The following is a 19,997-nucleotide window of genomic DNA, read 5'->3' as shown; positions in this document are numbered from 1 at the left end:
ATCGATCCGTTTCCGTGCCGCGGCATTGGCGCCACGGACGATGCCGCCACGCTCCTGGTCAGCCGCGCGGCGTGCCGCCGATCCACATCACCATCGCCAGATACAGTCCGGCGATCGCCGCGACCAGCAGCCAGCCGAGCAGCAGCCATGCGAGCGGTCGCACGCCGCCTTTCCTGAACAGGTAGGTTCCACCTGCCGCGATCGGCGCCGCGAGGCCGGCGAGCCCGACATTCTTCGGCCATTCGGCGGACGGCGCAAACGGAATCAGCATGCCCGCGAGCATCATCCATGCGGGCAGGCCCAGCAAGGCCAGTGCGATTCCGATGCCGAACAGCTCCGTCCTGCCGAGTTTCATCATCGCGGATACCGGGCGTCGCGCCGATCGAATGTCGAGCCGCCAATCGTACCATCCGCGCAACCGCACGCCGGTCGTCACAGCCATGCTGCGACACCGTTGCAGCGCACACCGCCGATGCAGGATCGCCGCGAAAATCGGGTATCCTACGGCCGTTCGTTCGCCGGTGCCCCTCGGGGCCGAAGAGGGAACACAGGGCGCACCGCGCGCCGCTGTGGCTGCCCCCGCAACTGTAGACAGCGAGCCGATCTCCCCCTCATGCCACTGGTTTCACCGGGAAGGCCGGGAGGCGGCGCCGACCTGTCAGCCAGGAGACCTGCCGGCCAGAAAGTGCGTGCGTGCCAGTCGGCGTCGGGCGGGGTGTACCGATGCGTTGGCCGCGGCGCCACACTGTTCCGGTATCCCGTTGAGTTCCGCCCCCGATTCGATTCCTGCGTCGCCCGTCGTGCGCCCGTCGGCTTGCCCGGGGCTCGTGCGCGTGGTCGCGGCCGCCGACGGCGGGCTGTGCCGGATCAAGTTGCCAGGCGGCCGGCTCGACGCGCGCCAGGCGCGCGCGATCGCCGCCGCCGCGCGCCGGTACGGCTCCGGCGAGATCGATGCGACCAATCGCGCGAATCTCCAGTTGCGCGGCATTCGCGACGGCGCGGCCGATGCGCTCGCGCGCGCGCTGCTCGACGCGGGGCTCGGCCCGCGTACGAGCGCCGACAATACCGCCTTCGATGCGGCCGCGCTCGCGGCGAGCGACGACGTCCGCAACGTGTTGCTCAGCCCGCTCGCCGGGCACGACGCGGCCGCGCTCGTCGATAGCCGTGCGCTCGCCGTGCCGCTGCTCGACATGCTCGCGAGCGAGCCGCGCCGCGGCGAACTGTCGCCGAAATTCTCGATCCAGCTCGACGGCGGCGAAGCGGTCGCGGCGCTCGATCATCCGCACGACATCTGGCTCGCCGCGTGGCGTCGCGGCGACGGCGCGGTACGTCTCGCGGCGGGGCTGGCCGGCTGTCCGCCGGTGGCGCACGGCGACCGGCCCGCGTCGGTCGACGTGTCGATCGATCAAGGCGTCGCACTGGTTCGCGCGCTGCTGCTCGCGTTCCTCGATCTCGCGCCGGCCGACGTCGCGCGGATGCGCGCGCTGCTGTCGACGTGCGGCGAACCCGCCCTGCTCGAGCGCGCGCAACGCTACCTGCCCTTCCCGCTCGCGGCCGATCCGACGCTTGCCGGCTGGCGACGCACGCGTGCCGACCCCGCGTCGCGTTTCGGCGCATACCCGTCGCGCGACGCGGCGCGCTGCAGCGTCGGCGCGCAATTCGCGCTCGGGCGGCTCGACGCGGCGCAACTGGAGCGGCTCGCCGCGCTGGCCGAAGCCGACGGCGACGGCACGCTGTCGATGACGCCGTGGCAAGGGGTGTTCATGCACGGCGTGCCGAACGAGCGTGCGGCGGCGACGCGCGAAGCCCTCGCGTCGCTCGGCCTCGTGTGCGCGGCGTCCGACCCGCTGGCGACCCTCGTTGCCTGCACCGGCAGCGCGGGCTGCGCGAAAGCGCGCGCCGACACGAAACACGACGCGCGCGTGCTTGCCGCGCGCATCGGCCATCCGCTCGACGTGCATCTGACCGGTTGCGAACGCCACTGCGCGCTGCCGCACCCTGCCACGCATACGCTCGTCGCGGTGGCGCCCGAACACTACGACCTTTATCGGCGCAACGCGGCCGCGGGCCTCGGCGCCCCGCTCGCGCGCCGTCTGACGATTGACCAGGCCGCGGTCCGACTCATGGACGCGCGGCGCAGCCAGGACACCACCGATGCTTGACTACATTCGCGACGGGCAGGAAATCTACCGCCAGTCGTTCGCGACGATCCGCGCCGAGGCCGACCTGTCGCAGGTGCCGCCCGATCTCGAGAAACTCGCGGTACGCGTGATCCACGCGAGCGGGATGGTCGACGTCGTGTACGACCTGCGTTTTTCCGCCGGCGCCGGCACGGCCGGCCGGACCGCGCTCGCGGCCGGCGCGCCGATCCTGTGCGACGCGAGAATGGTCGCCGAAGGCATCACGCGCGCGCGGCTGCCCGCGGCCAACCGCGTGATCTGCACGCTCGGCGAGCCGGAGGTGCCCGACCTCGCGCAACGCGTCGGCAACACGCGCTCGGCCGCCGCGCTCGAACTGTGGCGTCCGCATCTCGCGGGCAGCGTCGTCGTGATCGGCAACGCGCCGACCGCGCTGTTCCACCTGCTCGACATGATCGATGCCGGCGCGCCGCGCCCCGCGCTGATCCTCGGTTTCCCGGTCGGCTTCATCGGCGCGGCCGAATCGAAGGCGGCGCTCGACGCCGACAGCCGCGGCGTGCCGTACGTCACGCTGCTCGGCCGGCGCGGCGGCAGCGCGATGGCCGCCGCCGCGGTGAATGCGCTCGCGACGGAGGTCGAATGACGCGCGCGCGTGGGCGGCTGTTCGGCGTCGGGGTCGGCCCCGGCGACCCCGAACTGATGACGATCAAGGCGCTGCGCGTGCTGCAGGCGGCGTCCGTGGTCGCGTATTTCGTCGCGAAGGGCAAGAAAGGCAACGCGTACGGCATCGTCGAGGCGCACCTGCTCGACGGGCAGACGCAACTGCCGCTCGTCTACCCGGTGACGACCGAGGCACTGCCGCCGCCGCTGTGCTACGAGACGGTGATCGCCGATTTCTACGACACCGCGGCCGAGATCGTCGCCGCGCACCTCGATGCAGGCCGCGACGTCGCGGTGATCTGCGAAGGCGACCCGTTCTTCTATGGCTCGTACATGTACCTGCACGACCGCCTCGCGCCGCGCTACGAGACCGAGGTGATCCCGGGCGTGTGCGCGATGCTCGGCGGCACGGCCGTGCTCGGCCAGCCGCTCGTCTATCGCAACCAGAGCCTGTCGGTGCTGTCGGGCGTGCTGCCCGAGCACGAACTGCGCGAGCGGCTCGCGCGGGCCGACGCGGCCGTCGTGATGAAGCTCGGCCGCAACTTCGACAAGGTGCGGCGCGTGCTCGACGCACTCGGGCTCGCGAAGCGCGCGCTGTACGTCGAGCGCGCGACGATGGCGAACCAGCGCATCGTGCCGCTCGACGAAGTCGATCCGATGGCGTCGCCATATTTCTCGCTGCTCGTCGTGCCGGGGGAAAAATGGCAAGGATGACGACGCCGCCCGCGATCGTGATACTCGGCGCGGGCGCGCTCGATACCGCGCGACGTATCCAGGCGCGTTACCCGGGCGCGCGCGTGCATGGTCTCGCGTCGCGCGTCGACGCCGACGTGCCGTTCGACGAACTCGGCGCGCATCTGCGTGAACTCTATGCGCGCGGCTCGCCGATCGTCGCGCTGTGCGCGGCCGGCATCGTGATCCGCTGCCTCGCGCCCGCACTCGCCGACAAGGGCGTCGAGCCGCCGGTGCTCGCGGTCGCGGAGGACGGCTCGGCCGTCGTGCCGCTGCTCGGCGGGCTGACGGGCGTCAACGTGATCGCGCGCGAAATCGCCGAATGCGTGGGCGTCGCGCCGGCGATCACGACGAGCGGCGAACTGCGCTTCGGCGCGTGCGTGCTCAATCCGCCGGAAGGCTATGCGCTCGCCGATCTCGCGCAGGGCAAGCGCTTCGTGTCCGACCTGCTCGCGGGCGCGTCGACGCGCATCGACGGCGCCGCGCCGTGGCTCGACGACGTCGCGCTGCCGCGCGATGCCGCGGCCGCACACGCGATTCGCGTGACGCCCGATGCGTGGCGCGGCGCGCACGACGAACTCGTGATTCATCCGCGCAGCGTGGTGGTCGGCGTCGCGGCGGATGTCGTGCATGCAGACGAAGCGCTGGCCGCGCGCATCGCAGCCACGCTCGACGCCCAGGGCCTCGCGCGGCTGGCGCTCGCGGCCATCGTCGCGCCCGCGTCGGCGATCGGCGAACCCGCGCTGGAAGAAGCGGCGCACACGCTCGACGTGCCGCTGCGTTTCGTCGATGACGATAGCGGTCCCGATCGCGACACGCCCGCGGACGCCGCCACGCTGCTCGGCCGCGCATTACGCGTCGCCCACACACTGCGTGAAGCATCGAACGGCCTCGCGTGCGCGATCGCATCCCATCCGGTCGATCCGGCCACGCTCGGCCGCGCGCGCGGCCGCCTGACGGTACTCGGCCTCGGCCCGGGCGGCGGCGCCTGGCTCACGCCGGCCGCGCGCGCCGCGCTCGCGGACGCGACCGACATCCTCGGCTATACGACCTACGTGAACATGGCCAGCCCGTTTCGGGCGGACCAGCGCGTGCACGGCACCGACAATCGCGAGGAAATGCAGCGCGCGCGCCATGCGTTCGAACTGGCGGCCGAGGGCCGGCGCGTCGCGGTCGTGTCGTCGGGCGACCCCGGCGTGTTCGCGATGGCGGCGGCCGTGCTCGAAGCGCTCGATGAAGCCCGCGACCCGCACTGGGCCGCGGTCGACCTGCGCGTGGAGCCCGGCATCTCGGCGTCGCTCGCGACGGCCGCGCAGGCCGGCGCACCGCTCGGCCACGATTTCTGCGCGATCTCGCTGTCGGACAACCTGAAGCCGTGGGACGCGATCGAAACGCGTCTGCGGCACGCGGCGCAAGCCGATCTCGTGATGGCGTTCTACAACCCGATTTCGCGCGCGCGGCCGTGGCAGCTCGACCGGGCGCTCGACATCGTGCGCGCGCATCGCGCGGCCGAGACGGTGGTCGTGCTCGGCCGCGACATCGGCCGGCCGGGCGCGACGCTTTCGACGACGACCCTCGGCGCGCTGCGCGGCGACCAGGTCGACATGCGCACGATGGTGATCGTCGGCTCGTCGACCACGCGGCGCTTCGCGATCGGCAACGCACGCGAATGGGTCTATACGCCGCGCTGGTATCGCTGAACGCCGCTGCGCCCGCCGGGTTGCGCATACCTACCGCATCCGGCGGCATTCGCACGAATGTGAACGCACAGGCGTGCGAGCGAGCCGTTCATCGACATGCCGGCGCGTCGCCGGTTCGCTGGAACCGGTCCATCCGCGCGGCGTCGTGCGATCGATCGGAAAAAATGCCCTCCGCGCGTTTCGATATTCGACCGAATCGGCAAGTTCGTTACGTATCGAGAATCGAATAACAAAAAGAAGAACACCTAAGTTTCCTATTCGACGCGAATCCTCCAAGATAGGCACGCCGCCGGCGGGACACGTGCTTTTCCCGCCGGCGACGATACGCAGGCCAGCGTATCCCTCTTCCACTTGGAGAACACAGAATGAACAACAATGTGTTGCCGCGTTTCATTCCGCGTGCGTTTGCCGCGGGTTGTCTGCTCGCGATGGCGAGCGTGTCGCAAGGTGCCGGCGTCTATGCGCCCTTTGTCGACGTGACGCTTTATCCCACGCCGTTGGTCGACCAGATCGGCGTGCGCCAGGGCATCCAGCAGTTCACGCTCGCGTTCGTGGTCGCGGGCAACGGCTGCGTGCCGTCGTGGGGCGGCGTGCAGCCGATCGGCAACGGCGCGAGCGGCGGCCTGCTGACCGCGCTGTCCACGTCGATCGCCAGCTACCGCGCGAAAGGCGGCGAAGTCGCCGTGTCGTTCGGCGGTGCGAACGGCACGCCGCTGATGCAGGCGTGCTCGACGGTCCCCGCGCTGAAGACCGCGTACCAGACGGTGATCGACACGTACGGCCTCACGCATGTCGACTTCGACATCGAGGGCGCGTCGCAGCAGGACACGGCGGCGGTCGCGCGCAACTTTCAGGCGGTCGCGCAACTGCAGGCCGACTACGCGGCGAAGGGCAAGCCGCTGCACGTGACGCTGACGCTGCCGACGATGCCGACCGGGCTCACGCAGGACGGCGTGAACGTCGTCAACGCGGCCATCGCGAACAAGGCCACGTTCGACGCGGTCAACGTGATGGCGATGGATTACGGCCCCGCGAACATCGACATGGGCGCCGCCGCGATCAGCGCCGCGCAGGCGCTCTATTCGCAGCTCGACACCGCGTTCAAATCCGCCGGCCAGCCGAAGACCAACGCGCAGCTGTGGCAGATGGTCGGCGTCACGCCGATGATCGGCGTCAACGACGTGCAGGGTGAAACCTTCACGCTCGCGAATGCGCAGACCGTGCTGAACGCGGCCGTCGCGAACGGCTACGGTTTCTTCGGCAACTGGTCGATCGGCCGCGATCAGGCGTGCCCGTCCGGCGGCACGTATGCGTCGCCGACCTGCTCGGGCGTCGCGCAGCAGCCGTACGCGTTCGCGACGATCTTCAAGAAGCTCGACGGCAAGTGGGGCGCGGGCGTCACGCAGGACCCGAACTACGGCGGCGGCTCGGACGGCGGCACGCCGCAGCCGGGCGCACCGTGGGCGGCCGGCCAGGTCTATACGGCCGGCGCGACGGTCACCTACCAGGGCACGACGTATCAGGCGCAGTGGTGGACGCAGGGCGACGTGCCCGGCCAGGCGGCCGTATGGAAGCCGATCAACGGCGGCACGCCCACGTGGTCGGCGACGACCGCCTATCAGGGCGGCACGTGCGTGACGTATCAGGGCGCGAAGTATTGCGCGAAATGGTGGACGCAGGGCGACAACCCGAGCGCGGGCGGCGTGTGGGTGAAGTCGTGACGGTGCGACGCGCTCGCGCGTGACGCGCGGCGGGGCGTTGCCGGCGTGGCGGGACCGCACGCCGGCGCCGGCGCGCGCCGCCGCCCTACCCGCGCGCGTGTTCGGCCAGCAGCCGCGCCTTCGCGTCGACGAGCAGCGCCGCATGCGTGTCGCGATGCTGGCGGATCCGCTCGGTCGGCCCGACGACCGACAGCCCGTACCAGTCGCCGTCGAGCGTCAGCGCGACCGCGATCGCCGACAGCTCGGGCGCGCTCTCGCCGAAGTTCTCCGCCCAGCCGAGTTCGCGAAACCGCGCGGCCTGCGCGACGAGCGACGGGAGATCGGCCACCGTGGCGTCGGTAAAGCGTTCGAACGGCAGTTGCGCGCCGAGCGCCTGCTGCGCGTCGCTCGCGAGTTCCGCGAAGATCGCCTTGCCGATCGAGTTCGCGTGCAGCGGCCGCAGCTCGCCCGGCTGGCGCGTATAGCGGATCGCCTGCTCCGATTCGACGACGTCGAGATACGTGACCGACGCGCCCTGGATCTTGCCGAGCACGGCCGTTTCGCGGCTCGCGTCGCGCAGCGCGACGAGGTGCGGATGCACGATGTCGACGACCGGATCGGTCGCATCGATCGCGGCGGCGACCGTCTGCAGGCGCCGCGTCGGGTAGTAGCCGCCGCGCTTGCGCACTTCGTACAGGTAGCCGCGGCTTACGAGCGTGCGCGCCATCGCGAGGCAGCTCGACGCCGGTACATTGAGCAGGCGCGCGAGTTCGGTGAGCGGCAGCGGCCGCCGTTCGGCGGCGAACAGCTCGAACAGGTCGAGCGTGCGGGCAACGAGTTTGACGTCCATGACGAGCGCTTGATTCGGAACGGGAAACCGCGCGCCGGGCGGCCTGCCGGGGCGGTACGGTCAGTACGACTTCGGCAGCCCGAGCACCTTCTCCGCGATGTAGCACAGGATCAGTTGCGGGCTCACGGGCGCGAGCCTCGGAATCATACACTCGCGCAGATAGCGCTCGACGTGATATTCCTTCGCGTACCCCATCCCGCCGTGCGTCGCGATCGCCGTCTGGCACGCCTGGAACGCGGCTTCCGCGCCGAGGTATTTCGCGGCGTTCGCCTCCGCGCCGCACGACTGCCCCGCGTCGTAGCGCGTCGCGGCCTTCATCACCATCAGCCACGCGGCCTGGAGCTGCATCCACGCCTGCGCGAGCGGATGCTGGATCGACTGGTTCTGCCCGATCGGCCGGCCGAACACCACGCGCTCGCACGCATATTGCGTCGCGCGGCGCAGCGCGGCCTGCCCGAGGCCGATCGCCTCGGCCGCGATCAGGATCCGTTCGGGGTTCAACCCGTGCAGCAGATAGCGGAAACCGTCGCCTTCGTTGCCGATCAGGTCGTCGCGCGACACGCGCAGGTTGTCGATGAACAGCATGTTCGAATCGACCGCCTTGCGGCCCATCTTGTCGATTTCGCGCACCTCGATGCGGGTACGATCGAGGTCGGTATAGAACAGGCTCAGCCCGTCGGTCGGCTTCGCGACCTGGTCGAGCGGCGTCGTGCGCGCGATGATCAGCATCTTGTTCGCCACCTGCGCGGTCGAGATCCAGATCTTGCGCCCGCTCAGCACGTAGTGATCGCCGTCGCGGCACGCCTGCGTGCTCAGGTGCGTGGTGTCGAGGCCCGCGTCGGGTTCGGTCACCGCGAAGCACGCCTTGTCGCGCCCCGCGATCAGCGGCGGCAGGAAGCGCGCCTTCTGCGCGTCGTTGCCGAACACCTGCACCGGGTTCAGCCCGAAGATGTTCATGTGGACGGCCGACGCGCCCGACAGGCCGGCGCCCGACGCGCTGATCGCGCGCATCATCAGCGCGGCCTCGGTCATCCCGAGCCCGGCGCCGCCGTAGGCCGGGTCCATCGCGATGCCGAGCCAGCCGGCCTCGGCGAGCGCCGCGTGGAAATCGGCCGGAAACCCGCCCGCGCGATCGCGTCCGAGCCAGTAGTCGTCGCCGAAGCGCGCGCAGATTTTCTCGATCGCGCTTTCGATCGCGCGCTGGTCGTCGGTCAGGTCGAACTGCATGGATTGCTCTCCCGGAAAAAGCCGAGCGGCCGCGCCGCTCTCAAGAAAATGCCAGGGGGCGCCAGGGTTTCCGCTTCGCACGACGGTCTTGCGCGGGATTGCGCGCCGGAAGCATCGGCACGAAGCGGCAGGTCCCGGGCGCTCACAACGGAAACACGCCCACGATCACCGCGGCGAAGACCATCAGCACGGTGGCGGCCAGCAGGAACGGAATCGTGAATTTCTGGTGCTCGGCGAGCTCGACGCCGGTCAGGCCGACGATCAGGAACGTCGCGGGCGTGAGCGGGCTCACCGGAAAACCCGTCGTCATCTGGCCGAGCAGCGCGGCCTGCGCCATCTGGATCGGCGGCACGCCGAGCAGCTTGCCGCTCTCCGCGAGCACCGGCAGCACGCCGAAGTAGAACGAATCGGGATCGAACAGCAGGCTGAGCGGCATCGACAGCAGCCCGAGCACGAACGGCATGTGGCGTGCATGCTCGACGGGCACGTGCGCAACGACGACTTCGGCCATCGCCTTCAGCATCCCGGTGCCGGACATGATGCCGGTGAACGCGCCGGCCGCGAGGAGCACGCTCGCCATCATCAGTGCGGCCTTCGCATGCGCGTCGATCCGCTCGCGCTGCGCCCGCACGTCCGGATAGTTGATCACCAGCGCGGCGACCGTGCCGAGCATGAACATCACCATCGGGTCGACGATGCCCGACACCAGCGTGACGAGCACGACCAGCGTCAGTGCGACGTTGATCCCGAAGCGTCCCGGCCGGCGCAATGCGCGTTCGGCGTCGGTCAGCTCGCGCGGCGCGATCGCGAGCGCGGCCGCGCCGGCACGGTCGAGCCCGAGCCGTTTCGCCTCGCGCACGCCGAGCACCCACGCGGTGCCGAACACGAACGCGAGCCCGACGATCTGCACCGGAATCATCGGCGTGAAGATCGCCGAACCGGGAATGTGCAGTGCGGCCGACGCGCGCAGCATCGGCCCGACCCACGGCAGGAAGTTGACGCCGGCCGCCATCGACGCGACGCACGCGAGGATGCGGCGATCCATTCCGAGCCGCGTGTAGAGCGGCATCATCGCGGGCAGCGTGACGAGAAACGTGACCGCGCCCGAACCGTCGAGATGGATCAGCAGCGCGAGCAGCGCCGAGCCCATCACGATGCGCGGCGGATGGCAGCCGATCACGCGCAGCACACCCGCGATGATCGGATCGAGCATCCCCGCATCGGTGAGGATCCCGAAAAACAGAATCGCAAAAACGAACATCCCGGCGATCGGGCCGATGTTCTGTACGCCGTGCACGATGAACTTGCCGGTCTGCAACCCGAAACCGGCCGCGAGCGACGCGGCCACCGGCACGACGATCAGCGCGACGAGCGGCGACAACCGCTTCGTGATGATCAGGCCGAACAGCGCGACGATGGCGATCGCGCCGATCCATGCGAGCATGATGCGTCTCCTCTTCAGCCGGTGCGCAGGTCGATGCGGGTCGATGCGCGGGCCGGCGTGATGTCCGAATGGGGGGATGCCGGCGCGCGCGGCCCTGCGCCGCGGTACGGCACGGCTGGCGGCGGCGATGCCGGTCAGGTGCGGCGGGGGCCGTCGTTGCCGTTATCGCCCGCAAACACCTGCGCCGCATGTTCGTTCAGCGCGGGCGGCGGCCGCCGGTACGTGGCCGGCGTGCGGCCGAGCTTGATCGGCGACGCGATGCCGCGATGCCGGCCCAGTTCGACCTTCATCTGCCGGTGCGCGACATGCGGATGGTCGAGCGCCGCGTCGAGCCCGAGCACGGGCGCGCACGGCACGCCGCGGCGCATCAGGTGCTCGGCGAGTGTCGCGCCGTCGTGCGCGGCCAGCGCCGTTTCGAGCAGCGTGCGCAGCGCGGCGCGGTGCTGGCTGCGCGCGCGGTTGTCGGCGAATCGCGGATCGTCGAGCCAGTCGCGCGTGCCGAGCACGTCGCACAGTGCCGCGAACTGCCCGGTGTTGCCCACCGCCAGGAAGATGTCGGCGCCCGCCGTCGGAAAACTGTCGTACGGCGTGATGTTCGGATGCGCGTTGCCGGTGCGCACGGGCGCGTTGCCCGAATGGAAGAAGTTCGGCGTATGCGGATGCAGGATCGACAGCGCGCAGTCGAACAGCGTCGATTCGACGAACTGGCCGCGCCCGCTCGCGTCGCGTTCGCGCAGCGCCATCAGCACGCCGAGCGCCGCGTTCAGCCCCGTGACGAGATCGACGATCGGCACGCCGACGCGCAGCGGTGCGCCGCCGGCTTCGCCGTTGACGCTCATCAGCCCCGCGAGCGCCTGCACGGCCGCGTCGTAGCCCGGCAGCCCGCCGAGCGGGCCGTCCGCGCCGAAACCCGACACGCGGCAATAAACGAGGCGCGGAAACCGCGCATGCAGCGCGTCGAACCCGAGCCCCCAGCGCTCCATCGTGCCGATCTTGAAGTTCTCGACCAGCGCATCCGCGTGTTCGAGCAGGCCGAGCAGCCGCTCGCGATCGGCCGGCTGCGTCAGGTCGAGCGCGATGCCGAGCTTGTTGCGGTTCACGCCGAGGAAATACGACGCGGTGTCGCCGTCGAACGGCGGGCCCCACGTGCGCGTCTCGTCGCCGGATGGCGGTTCGACCTTGATTACCTCCGCGCCGTGGTCGGCGAGAATCTGGGTCGCGTACGGGCCGCCCAGCACCCGCGACAGATCGATGATGCGCAATCCCGCCAGCGCGCCCTGCTGCTCGTGTTCCGCCATGCGTCTCGCTCCTGGTTCCGGTCGATCGGACTGCCGGTTCCGGTGGCCCGGCACTTGCGCTCCGCTTCTCCGGATTCGACAAATAATTCTTGTGTGTGAATTTATATTCACACTCAGGAATTGCATTGTCAACCCCGGATGGACCCCGGCTGCCCCGCGGGTCACGTCGTTGCTCGCCAATAGCGACGACGCCGAACGCGGGCCGGTTGCGGTGACGCCCCGCCGTTCGTTAAGCTGGCGGCCCACGTTCATCCCGGACGATACTAGGCGGAATATTCATGAAACGATTGTGGCTGGCGGCCTTCGTGCTGGCGTCGATGCTGGGCGTCGCGCACGCGCAAAACCAGACTTTCCATTTCGGCGAAGGACAAACCGGGATGCCGGGCGCCGCGCCGCACGCTAGCGCGTCCACCGCCCGGCCCGCGCCCGCACGCCGGCATGTCACGGCGCCGTCGCCTCATCACCGGCGTGCCGTTCACACGCGCCGCCGTTCGCGCCATGCGAAGCCGACGCGCAGCGGGATCTACACGCACGCATGAGTGGCCGTCCGTGGCGCGACGGCAGTGCACGGAACTGTCACGAACGGCCGGTAACATCGGCGCGGCGGCTTGCATGCCGTCGCCGCCTGCTGTCGGACAACGGCCGCCGGCGTGCACTTCTCTCCACGCTTCAGCACCTGTCTTGCCAGACCATGAGCACCGGGCCGGATACCCTCGCCGTTATCAAGGAGCGCGCCACGATCGTGTGCCGTCAGCGCAGCAGCGTGCTGCTGGTCGCGCGCACCGCCGCGCGCTGGTCGCTGCCGGGCGGCACGATCCGGCGCGGCGAGACGCCGCTCGAAGCCGCGCGGCGGGAGCTCGCGGAGGAAACGCGGCTGGAGGGGCTCGCGCTCGACTACGCGGTGCAGTTCGGCGGGCTGACGAAGCTGCATCACGTGTTCGTGGCCGACGTGCCGGCGCACCTGACACCGCGCGCGAGCAACGAGATCGCCCACTGCAAGTGGTTCGCCGTCGACCGGCTCGACACGCTCCGGGCGAGCGTGCCGACACGCAGGATCATCGAGCTGCTGCGGCTCGACTGTTTTTCCGCATTCGCGAGCCCGCCCCTTCGCTGAGGTCGATCCCGGCCCGGACTCGAGCACGGATGGCGCCGATTACCCGCGCAGGAACGGCCCGGCCTTGCGTTCGAGCAGCGCGACGAGTTCGGGCTGCATGAACGCGTAGCGGTCGGGGATATCGAGGCAGACGATCTTCCGGTGCTTCAGATGCGCGCCGAATTGCGCCGACAGTCGCGCTTTGTGCGCGCGCTCCATCACGAACACGATGTCCGCCCAGTCGAGTTGCTCGGCGGACAACCGCACGTCCGCGTCGGGCGCGAGGCCCGCGGAATCGGTTTCGATGCCCGGCCACGCGGCGAACACCGCTTCGGCCGTCGGGCTGCGCAGCCGGTTGCGGCTGCAGATGAACAGAGCGCGTGCCATGTCGCTTCACGCCGCCTGGAGCCGGCTCAACCCTGCGGAATCGTGCCCTGCCGCACGTACGCGAGCATGTGCGGCACGTAATCGGCCTTGCCGAGTTCGACGCCGTGATGGCGCAGGATCGCGTCCGCGGCGATCGCGTGAAAGTAGAACTGCGGCAGCGCCCAGTCGCGCGCGTACTGTTCGCCGGTCATGTCGAACGCGATCCCGTTCGACATCTCGAGAGGGATCGGCAGCGTTGCGCCGCCATCGAGCGCATCCGGTGCGAGTTCGCCGAGAAAGGCGAGCGTGCCGGCGATGAGCGCCTGCGCATCGGCCGGCGAGCCCGGTTGCGCATCGGCGTTCCAGCCCGCCTCGCGCAACGCGAGCAATGCCGCCGGCAGCGGTTCGCCGCGCAGCCGGTGAACCGGCTCCATCGCCTGGAAACACGAGAAGCGCACCTGCGCGGCGAGCGGATACATGTCGGGCGCGAGCCTCAGCGTCATCGCCGCGTCGGGCTCGTCGCCCGCGGCCTGCCGGTGCGCGATGGCCTTGTCGAGCCACGCGGACAGTGCGCGCAGCATCTGGGTATAGGTCGGAACGAGAAGTTGGGTCAGTGACACGCGTGCGCTCCTGTGCTGGGGTTCTCGTCCAACGATAGCAGCGTCGGCGCGAACCCGCATCCTCGCCGCGCGCAGACGCATGCCGTTACGGCTTGCCGTGCCGCGCGAGGAACCGGTCGAGCTGCGACGCGAACGTCTTGCCGTCGCGCGCGCTGAACGGCGCCGGCCCGCCCGTGTCGATGCCCGCGCTGCGCAACTGGTCCATCATCGCGCGCGTCGACAGGCGTTCCTCGATGTTCTCGCGGCTGAACCAGTTGCCGCGCGGGTCGAGCGCGTGCGCGCCCTTGTCGAGCACGGCGGCGGCCAGCGGGATGTCGGCGGTGATCACGAGGTCGCCGGCTTCGGCCAGCTCGACGATGCGCGCATCGGCCACGTCGAAGCCGGCCGGCACCTGCACGGCCTTGATGAACGGCGACGGCGGCGTACGCAGAAACTGGTTCGCGACCAGCGTCACGCGGATTTCGGCCCGACGCGCGGCGCGAAACAGCATGTCCTTGATGACGGCGGGACATGCGTCGGCATCGACCAGTACTTGCATGGCGGGAGTTTCCAGTGGGCAGAAGCGCAAACGCCGATCATAGCGCACCGCCGTGCCGGCCATCAGCCGGCGAGATCCGTGCGCAGCGCGTCGGCCGTCACCCACTGCGCGCCCCACGCCGCGGCGAGCCGCGCGCCCTGCCCGATCCGCACGGCCGCATCGTCGAAGTCGACGAACACGACGTGATCGGCCGCCGCGGGTTTGGCCGGCATCTCGCGCGTGCGCCCGTCGGACAGCACCCACAGCCAGCGCTGCTTGCCGGGCTCGCGGCGAGCGGCGCGGGCAAGCAGCCGCGCGGCGGTCGCGATACCGTCCGCGAGCGGCGTGCCGCCGCCACCGTCGACCGGTTCGAGCCAGCGCGCATTCCACCAGCGCGGCACGGCCGGACCGAAGCGCCGCGCGGCGCCGTTGCCGCCGAAGCAGACCAGCGCGGTTTCGACCCGCTCGCGCGCGGCCTGATCGAAATACGCGACGATCAGCCCCTTCGCGAGCGCGAGCCGCTCGTGCGACAACATCGACGCCGAACAGTCGAGCACGAAGCAATGCAGCGCGTGCGGCGCGCCCGCGCGTTTGCCGTAGCGCAGATGCTCGCGATGCAGCGGGCCGCCGCGTTTCGCGGCGAGCGTCGCCGGCCACGCGACGGCCGTGCCGGCGCGCACCGTGCCCGGCACGCGCGCGGCCGCGCCTGCCTGCCATCGAGGACCGCGAATCCCGTTCGCGGCGGCGCCGGCTCGATGGCTCAGCGTTTTTTTAGCGGCAGCGGCACCACGCTTTTCACGTCGCGCAGCCCGGCCGGTTCGGGCGGCAGGTAGCCCCAGTCGCCTTGCGATGCGGACGCGTCGGCCGCTTTGTCGTCGGTGTCGCCTTGTCGCTTGTCAGGCTGCCGGGGTGTATCCGGCCGCACACGATCGTCGCGCTCACCGTCGTGCTGCGGCGACTGCTGCAACGGCGGCGGCCCCGCATGGCGCCGATGCCGAAGCACGGCTTCGGCCACGCGCGCCACATGCGACACCGTCACCGCGTCGGCCTGCTCCAGCGCGGCCAGCGCCCGCGCGGCACGCAGCATCACGAGATCGGCGCGCAATCCGTCGACGGCCGCGTCGATGCACAGCGCGCTGACGCGCGCGTGGACCGCATCGTCGAAATCCAGCGTCGGCAGTCGCGCGCGCGCCGCATGAATCCGCTCCGCGAGCTCCCGCTGGGCAGCCGCGTGACGCGCGCGAAACGCGTCCGGATCGAGATCGAACGCAAGACGCGCCTTCACGATCCGTTCGCGCTGCGCGGCGTCGAAGCAATTCTCCAGCTCGACCATCAGCCCGAAGCGGTCGAGCAGTTGCGGACGCAACTCGCCCTCCTCGGGATTCATCGTGCCGACCAGCACGAAGCGCGCGTCGTGCGCATGCGACACGCCATCGCGCTCGACGATGTTCACGCCGCTCGCGGCGACGTCGAGCAGCGTATCGACGAGCCCGTCGGCGAGCAGGTTCACTTCGTCCACGTACAGCACGCCGAGATGCGCCCTCGCGAGCAGGCCGGGGCGGAAGCGCACGCCGTTTTCGGCCAGCGCATGCGCGAGATCGAGCGTGCCCGTCACCTGCTCGTCGCTCGCCGACAGCGGCAGCGTGACGAACTGCCCTTCCGGCAACAGCTCTGCGAGGCCGCGCGCGGCAGTCGATTTCGCGGTGCCGCGCGGGCCGCTGACGAGCACGCCGCCGAGCGACGGGTCGATCGCGGCAAGCAGCAGCGCCTGCTGCAACGCGTCCTGCGCGACGAGGGCCGCAAACGGAAAAACCGCGCGGGCGCGGTGCGTCGTCGGATCGGTCATCGCCGTTCTCCTTCCTGACGTTGTTCGCTGGCGAGCCAGATCGCTTCGATCCGCTCGCGATAGTGGCCCGGCTGCTGCCACAGCCCGCGCTGCATCGCTTCGACGAAGCGTTCGCAGATGCCGTGCAGCGCCTTCGGGTTGTGCCGTTCGAGGAACGCGCGGGTGGCGTCGTCGAACAGGTACGCGTCGGCGACGAGCGCGTACTGGTGATCGGACAGCACACGGGCGGTCGCGTCATAGCCGTACAGATAGTCGACGGTCGCGGCGAGTTCGGCCGCGCCCTTGTAGCCGTGACGCTTCACGCCGTCGAGCCATTTCGGGTTGACGACGCGCGAGCGGATCACGCGCGCGATTTCCTCGCGCAGCGTGCGCATCTTCGGCGCGACCGGGTTCGCATGGTCGCCGTGATAGATGCTCGGCTGCTGCCCCGACAGGTGCCGCACGGCCGCCGTCATTCCACCCTGGAACTGGTAGTAGTCGTTCGAATCGAGGATGTCGTGCTCGCGGCTGTCCTGGTTCTGCACGACGACGTCGATCGTCGCCAGCCGCTCGCCGAACACGTCGTGCGCCGCGTCGCCCGCGCTGTTCTGCGCGTACGCATGGCCACCCCATTGACGGTAGGCATCCGCGAGATCGGCGTCGGTCTGCCAGCGGCGCTGGTCGATCAGGTCCTGCAGGCCCGCGCCGTAGCTGCCCGGCCGCGCGCCGAACACGCGCCAGCCGGCGCGGCGCCGTGCTTCATCGAGCGCCACGCCCTGCGCGACCCACTTCTCCCGTTCGCGCTCGATGCGCGCGCGGATCGGGTTCAGTGCCTCGGGCTCGTCGAGCGCGGCGACCGCCTGCACGGCCGCATCGAACAGGTGCATCAGGTTCGGGAATGCATCGCGGAAGAAACCCGACACGCGCAGCGTCACGTCGATGCGCGGCCGGTCGAAGATCTCGATCGGCAGGATCTCGAAGTCGGTCACGCGATGGCTGCCGTGCGCCCATTTCGGCCGCACGCCGAGCAGCGCGAACGCCTGCGCGATGTCGTCGCCGCCCGTGCGCATCGTGGCCGTCCCCCACACCGACAAGCCGATCGCGCGCGGATAGTCGCCGTGATCCTGCAGATGGCGCTCGATCAGTTGCTGCGCGGATTTCAGGCCGAGCGACCAGGCGGCCTGCGTCGGCACCGCACGCGTATCGACCGAGTAGAAATTGCGGCCGGTGGGCAGCACGTCGGGACGGCCGCGCGACGGCGAGCCGCTCGGCCCCGGCGGCACGAAGCGGCCGTCGAGCCCGCGCAGCAACTGCCGCATTTCCTCGCCGCCGCACGCGTCGAGCGCGGGCAACAGCGTCGAACGCACGCGTTCGATCACCGCGAGCGTATGCTGCCATTCGCCGGGCGGCGGCATGTCGATGCCTGAATCTTCCGAAGCGGCCCCGCACACGGCGTTCAGCCAATGCTGCGCAAGCCGTTCGAGCCGCTCGCGCGTATCGCCCGCATGACGCCACGGCGACGCGTCGAGCGTTTGCAGCACGGCCGGCCGCGGCCCCGTCCACGGGGCGGCCCAGTCGGCCGAAAGCGGGTCGAAATCGTCGCCGAGCGCGAGATCGCGCGCGAGCGCGCCGATCAGGCCGGCCCGTTCGCCCTTGCCGTCGCCAACCGGGAAGCGTGCGAGCGCGAGCAGCGTGTCGCGCCGCTGGCGCTCGACCGGCGACGCGCCGAACACGTGCAATCCGTCGCGAATCTGCGCTTCCTTCAATTCGCACAGCCACGCATCGACGCGCGTGAGCAGCGCATCCTCGTCGCCCGCATCGCGCGGCGGCGACACGCTCAGTTCGTCATGCAGACGATGCTCGGCGATCGTCGCGAGGATCGTCTTGCGCAGCAGCTTCGCGCGCCGCGCATCGACCATCAGCGCTTCGTAGTACTCGTCGACCTGTCGTTCGAGATCCTGCAGCGGGCCGTAGTTTTCCGCGCGCGTGAGCGGCGGCATCAGGTGATCGACGATCACGGCCTGCGCGCGGCGCTTCGCCTGGCTGCCCTCGCCCGGATCGTTGACGATGAACGGATACAGGTGCGGCAGCGGCCCGAGCGTCAGGTCGGGCCAGCACGCGTCGGACAGCGCGACGCTCTTGCCCGGCAGCCACTCGAGATTGCCGTGCTTGCCGAGATGGATGACCGCGTCGACGCGATACGCATCGCGCAGCCAGAAATAGAACGCGAGATACGCGTGCGGCGGCACGAGGTCGGCATCGTGGTAGCTCGCATAGTCGTTCTCGTCGCGCGAGCGCGACGGCTGGATGCCGACGAACACGTTGCCCGCGCGCCAGCCGGCGATCGTGAAGCGCTGTTGCCGCAGCGTCGGGTCGGCTTCGGGCGGCCCCCAGCGTTCGTTCAGCGCGTCGCGCACGGCCGCCGGCAGCCGCGCGAAACGCACGACGTAGTCGGCCAGCGCGTAACTCTGAAACGCGGGACGCAGCGTGCGCACGGCGGGATCGTTGGTCACGCCTTCGGTGAGTTGGGCAATCAGTGCGTCGCCGTCGGGCGGCAGGTCGGCCACCGTATAGCCCGCATCGCGCAGCGCCGCGAGCACGCGCAGCGCGGAGGCCGGCGTGTCGAGCCCGACGCCGTTGCCGATCCGCCCTTCGCTTTGCGGATAGTTCGCGAGAATCAGCGCGATGCGCTTGTCGGCGCTATCCAGCGTACGCAGCCGGCACCAGCCGCGCGCGAGCGCCGCGACGAACGCGATCCGCTCCGCGTCCGGCTGGTAGCGCACGACGTCGACCTCGGTGTGCGGGCAACGATACGCGAGCCCCTTGAAGCTCACCGCGCGCGTGACGATGCGCCCGTCGACTTCGGGCAGCGCGACGTGCATCGCGATGTCGCGTGCATGCAGGCCCTGGTTGTCGGCCACCCATGCGTCGCGGTTGCCGCCGGACAGGATCACCTGCAGCACCGGTGCGTCGCCGGCCAGCACGTCGTGCTCGGGGCTGTCGATCGCGCCGGCCGCGAACGCGGTGGTGTTCAGCACGAGCGCGACGCCGTGCGTATCGCACAGCTGCGTGATGACCTCGCGGCTCACCGCGTCCTTCAGCGACGTCACCGCGATCGGCAGCGGATTCAATCCTTCGTCGACGAGCGCATCGGCCAGCGCGTCGAACACGGCCGTGTTCGCGGCCTGCCAGTGCGCGCGATAGAACAGGATCGCGACGACCGGCGCGCCGGGCGTCCAGCGCGGCCGCCAGTCGTCGACGCTCGCGCGGTCGCGCGCCGGGTGATACAGCGCGGCGGCCGGCAGCGGGCGCGGCGGTTCGGGTGCTTCACCGAACCCGAGCGTGTGAAACGCGATGCTGCGCAACAGCGCGTCGGCGTTGTGCACGCCGCCTTCGCGCAGGTAGCGCCACCACAGCCGGCACAGCTCGGCCTCGACCGTGCTCTTCGCGACGAGGTTCGGGTCCTCCTGCAAGTCGCCCGAGAACATCGCGAGCTGCTGCCCGCGCTTCGACGCGAGCGACACGGCCTGCTCGATCCCGTACGGCCAGTACGCTTCGCCGCCGAGATGATCGATCACGACCGTCTTCGCGTGGCGCAGCACGTCGTCGACGTAGAAATCGACCGACGCCGGCTGACGCAGGAACGTGACGTTCGCGAGCCGCACGCTCGGGAACCCGGCCGGCAAGTGCGGCACGACGCTCGCGAGCAGCGACAGCGTCGTGTCGGCCGAACTCAGGATCACGATGTCGGCCGGCTGCTGGTCGATCCGGACGACGCCTTGCGTATCGTCGACGAAGCCGCCCGGCGTGGTGCGCAACAGATGCAT

General features: G+C 70.3%; 18 protein-coding genes and 1 riboswitch. Of the genes, 7 read left to right on the top strand and 11 right to left on the bottom strand.

The genetic code is table 11. The annotated features are described in order from the left end of the window. Positions 1-58: 58 nt before the first annotated feature. A complete protein-coding gene (locus CFB89_RS08195) occupies positions 59-442 on the bottom strand; it encodes a hypothetical protein (RefSeq protein ID WP_144030074.1) in 384 nt (127 codons plus the stop codon). 60 nt (positions 443-502) lie between these two features. Then, positions 503-694, top strand: a riboswitch (cobalamin riboswitch). Between the two features lie 106 nt (positions 695-800). Here CFB89_RS08195 and cobG point away from each other — a divergent pair. The 5 genes from cobG to CFB89_RS08170 all read left to right on the top strand — a co-directional run bounded on the left by cobG (position 801) and on the right by CFB89_RS08170 (position 6,951). Further along, positions 801-2,162, top strand: coding sequence for a precorrin-3B synthase (cobG, locus tag CFB89_RS08190; protein ID WP_306427121.1), 1,362 nt, complete (start codon positions 801-803; stop codon positions 2,160-2,162). Then, positions 2,155-2,781, top strand: a complete 627-nt coding sequence (locus tag CFB89_RS08185) for a precorrin-8X methylmutase (protein WP_089467436.1) — start codon at positions 2,155-2,157, stop codon at positions 2,779-2,781. Before cobG ends, CFB89_RS08185 begins: the two co-directional genes overlap by 8 nt. Next, positions 2,778-3,512 carry a precorrin-2 C(20)-methyltransferase gene (locus tag CFB89_RS08180; protein ID WP_089467435.1) on the top strand — a complete coding sequence of 245 codons (735 nt, stop codon included), beginning with the start codon at positions 2,778-2,780 and terminating at the stop codon, positions 3,510-3,512. The genes CFB89_RS08185 and CFB89_RS08180 overlap by 4 nt, the downstream gene beginning before the upstream one ends. Continuing rightward, the gene (gene cobJ, locus CFB89_RS08175; RefSeq protein WP_089467434.1) at positions 3,509-5,230 is read left to right on the top strand and encodes a precorrin-3B C(17)-methyltransferase; all 1,722 of its coding nucleotides are present in this window, start codon (positions 3,509-3,511) and stop codon (positions 5,228-5,230) included. Before CFB89_RS08180 ends, cobJ begins: the two co-directional genes overlap by 4 nt. 365 nt (positions 5,231-5,595) lie before the next feature. Next, positions 5,596-6,951, top strand: a complete 1,356-nt coding sequence (locus tag CFB89_RS08170) for a chitinase (RefSeq protein WP_089467433.1) — start codon at positions 5,596-5,598, stop codon at positions 6,949-6,951. A gap of 85 nt (positions 6,952-7,036) precedes the next feature. Here CFB89_RS08170 and CFB89_RS08165 read toward each other — a convergent pair whose 3' ends face one another. From CFB89_RS08165 to CFB89_RS08150, 4 genes are all read right to left on the bottom strand, one after another. Continuing rightward, the gene (locus tag CFB89_RS08165; protein ID WP_089467432.1) at positions 7,037-7,780 is read right to left on the bottom strand and encodes an IclR family transcriptional regulator; all 744 of its coding nucleotides are present in this window, start codon (positions 7,778-7,780) and stop codon (positions 7,037-7,039) included. 60 nt (positions 7,781-7,840) lie between these two features. Next, complete coding sequence (locus tag CFB89_RS08160) at positions 7,841-9,007, bottom strand: acyl-CoA dehydrogenase family protein (RefSeq protein WP_089467431.1); 1,167 nt, start codon at positions 9,005-9,007, stop codon at positions 7,841-7,843. A gap of 142 nt (positions 9,008-9,149) precedes the next feature. After that, positions 9,150-10,451 (bottom strand): CitMHS family transporter, encoded by a 1,302-nt coding sequence (locus CFB89_RS08155; protein ID WP_089467430.1) that lies wholly within the window; start codon positions 10,449-10,451, stop codon positions 9,150-9,152. Between the two features lie 134 nt (positions 10,452-10,585). Continuing rightward, the gene (locus tag CFB89_RS08150; RefSeq protein ID WP_089467429.1) at positions 10,586-11,749 is read right to left on the bottom strand and encodes a CaiB/BaiF CoA-transferase family protein; all 1,164 of its coding nucleotides are present in this window, start codon (positions 11,747-11,749) and stop codon (positions 10,586-10,588) included. 278 nt (positions 11,750-12,027) lie between these two features. On the opposite strand from CFB89_RS08150, the gene CFB89_RS08145 reads away from it, so the two are divergent. Next, positions 12,028-12,288 carry a hypothetical protein gene (locus CFB89_RS08145; RefSeq protein ID WP_089467428.1) on the top strand — a complete coding sequence of 87 codons (261 nt, stop codon included), beginning with the start codon at positions 12,028-12,030 and terminating at the stop codon, positions 12,286-12,288. Between the two features lie 152 nt (positions 12,289-12,440). Continuing rightward, positions 12,441-12,863 carry an NUDIX hydrolase gene (locus tag CFB89_RS08140; protein ID WP_089467427.1) on the top strand — a complete coding sequence of 141 codons (423 nt, stop codon included), beginning with the start codon at positions 12,441-12,443 and terminating at the stop codon, positions 12,861-12,863. Positions 12,864-12,902: 39 nt separating this feature from the next. Here the strand turns inward: CFB89_RS08140 and CFB89_RS08135 are convergent, their stop codons facing one another. The 6 genes from CFB89_RS08135 to cobN all read right to left on the bottom strand — a co-directional run bounded on the left by CFB89_RS08135 (position 12,903) and on the right by cobN (position 19,997). Beyond that, positions 12,903-13,229, bottom strand: coding sequence for a low molecular weight protein tyrosine phosphatase family protein (locus tag CFB89_RS08135; RefSeq protein ID WP_089467426.1), 327 nt, complete (start codon positions 13,227-13,229; stop codon positions 12,903-12,905). A gap of 26 nt (positions 13,230-13,255) precedes the next feature. Next, a complete protein-coding gene (locus tag CFB89_RS08130) occupies positions 13,256-13,888 on the bottom strand; it encodes a DUF1993 family protein (RefSeq protein WP_089467956.1) in 633 nt (210 codons plus the stop codon). 25 nt (positions 13,889-13,913) lie between these two features. Continuing rightward, positions 13,914-14,366, bottom strand: coding sequence for a YaiI/YqxD family protein (locus CFB89_RS08125; protein ID WP_060172200.1), 453 nt, complete (start codon positions 14,364-14,366; stop codon positions 13,914-13,916). 62 nt (positions 14,367-14,428) lie between these two features. Beyond that, positions 14,429-15,037 (bottom strand): VWA domain-containing protein, encoded by a 609-nt coding sequence (locus tag CFB89_RS08120; RefSeq protein WP_089467425.1) that lies wholly within the window; start codon positions 15,035-15,037, stop codon positions 14,429-14,431. 68 nt (positions 15,038-15,105) lie between these two features. Beyond that, the gene (locus tag CFB89_RS08115) at positions 15,106-16,191 is read right to left on the bottom strand and encodes an ATP-binding protein (protein WP_089467424.1); all 1,086 of its coding nucleotides are present in this window, start codon (positions 16,189-16,191) and stop codon (positions 15,106-15,108) included. Continuing rightward, the gene (gene cobN, locus CFB89_RS08110; RefSeq protein ID WP_089467423.1) at positions 16,188-19,997 is read right to left on the bottom strand and encodes a cobaltochelatase subunit CobN; all 3,810 of its coding nucleotides are present in this window, start codon (positions 19,995-19,997) and stop codon (positions 16,188-16,190) included. Before cobN ends, CFB89_RS08115 begins: the two co-directional genes overlap by 4 nt.

Source organism: Burkholderia sp. AU16741 (assembly GCF_002223345.1).
GTDB lineage: Bacteria > Pseudomonadota > Gammaproteobacteria > Burkholderiales > Burkholderiaceae > Burkholderia > Burkholderia sola.
Note: the sequence above shows the minus strand (reverse complement) of the source record. Positions and strands in the feature narration are given on the sequence as shown.

Bases quoted from the DNA above. Each gene is read 5' to 3' on its own strand.
- CFB89_RS08165 (WP_089467432.1), bottom strand. From the start codon at position 7,780: ATGGACGTCAAACTCGTTGCCCGCACGCTCGACCTGTTCGAGCTGTTC.
- CFB89_RS08115 (WP_089467424.1), bottom strand. From the start codon at position 16,191: ATGACCGATCCGACGACGCACCGCGCCCGCGCGGTTTTTCCGTTTGCG.
- CFB89_RS08130 (WP_089467956.1), bottom strand. From the start codon at position 13,888: ATGCGGGTTCGCGCCGACGCTGCTATCGTTGGACGAGAACCCCAGCAC.
- cobN (WP_089467423.1), bottom strand. From the start codon at position 19,997: ATGCATCTGTTGCGCACCACGCCGGGCGGCTTCGTCGACGATACGCAA.
- CFB89_RS08180 (WP_089467435.1), top strand. From the start codon at position 2,778: ATGACGCGCGCGCGTGGGCGGCTGTTCGGCGTCGGGGTCGGCCCCGGC.
- CFB89_RS08195 (WP_144030074.1), bottom strand. From the start codon at position 442: ATGGCTGTGACGACCGGCGTGCGGTTGCGCGGATGGTACGATTGGCGG.
- CFB89_RS08155 (WP_089467430.1), bottom strand. From the start codon at position 10,451: ATGCTCGCATGGATCGGCGCGATCGCCATCGTCGCGCTGTTCGGCCTG.
- CFB89_RS08145 (WP_089467428.1), top strand. From the start codon at position 12,028: ATGAAACGATTGTGGCTGGCGGCCTTCGTGCTGGCGTCGATGCTGGGC.
- CFB89_RS08160 (WP_089467431.1), bottom strand. From the start codon at position 9,007: ATGCAGTTCGACCTGACCGACGACCAGCGCGCGATCGAAAGCGCGATC.
- CFB89_RS08135 (WP_089467426.1), bottom strand. From the start codon at position 13,229: ATGGCACGCGCTCTGTTCATCTGCAGCCGCAACCGGCTGCGCAGCCCG.
- CFB89_RS08140 (WP_089467427.1), top strand. From the start codon at position 12,441: ATGAGCACCGGGCCGGATACCCTCGCCGTTATCAAGGAGCGCGCCACG.
- CFB89_RS08125 (WP_060172200.1), bottom strand. From the start codon at position 14,366: ATGCAAGTACTGGTCGATGCCGACGCATGTCCCGCCGTCATCAAGGAC.
- CFB89_RS08150 (WP_089467429.1), bottom strand. From the start codon at position 11,749: ATGGCGGAACACGAGCAGCAGGGCGCGCTGGCGGGATTGCGCATCATC.
- CFB89_RS08185 (WP_089467436.1), top strand. From the start codon at position 2,155: ATGCTTGACTACATTCGCGACGGGCAGGAAATCTACCGCCAGTCGTTC.
- cobJ (WP_089467434.1), top strand. From the start codon at position 3,509: ATGACGACGCCGCCCGCGATCGTGATACTCGGCGCGGGCGCGCTCGAT.
- CFB89_RS08170 (WP_089467433.1), top strand. From the start codon at position 5,596: ATGAACAACAATGTGTTGCCGCGTTTCATTCCGCGTGCGTTTGCCGCG.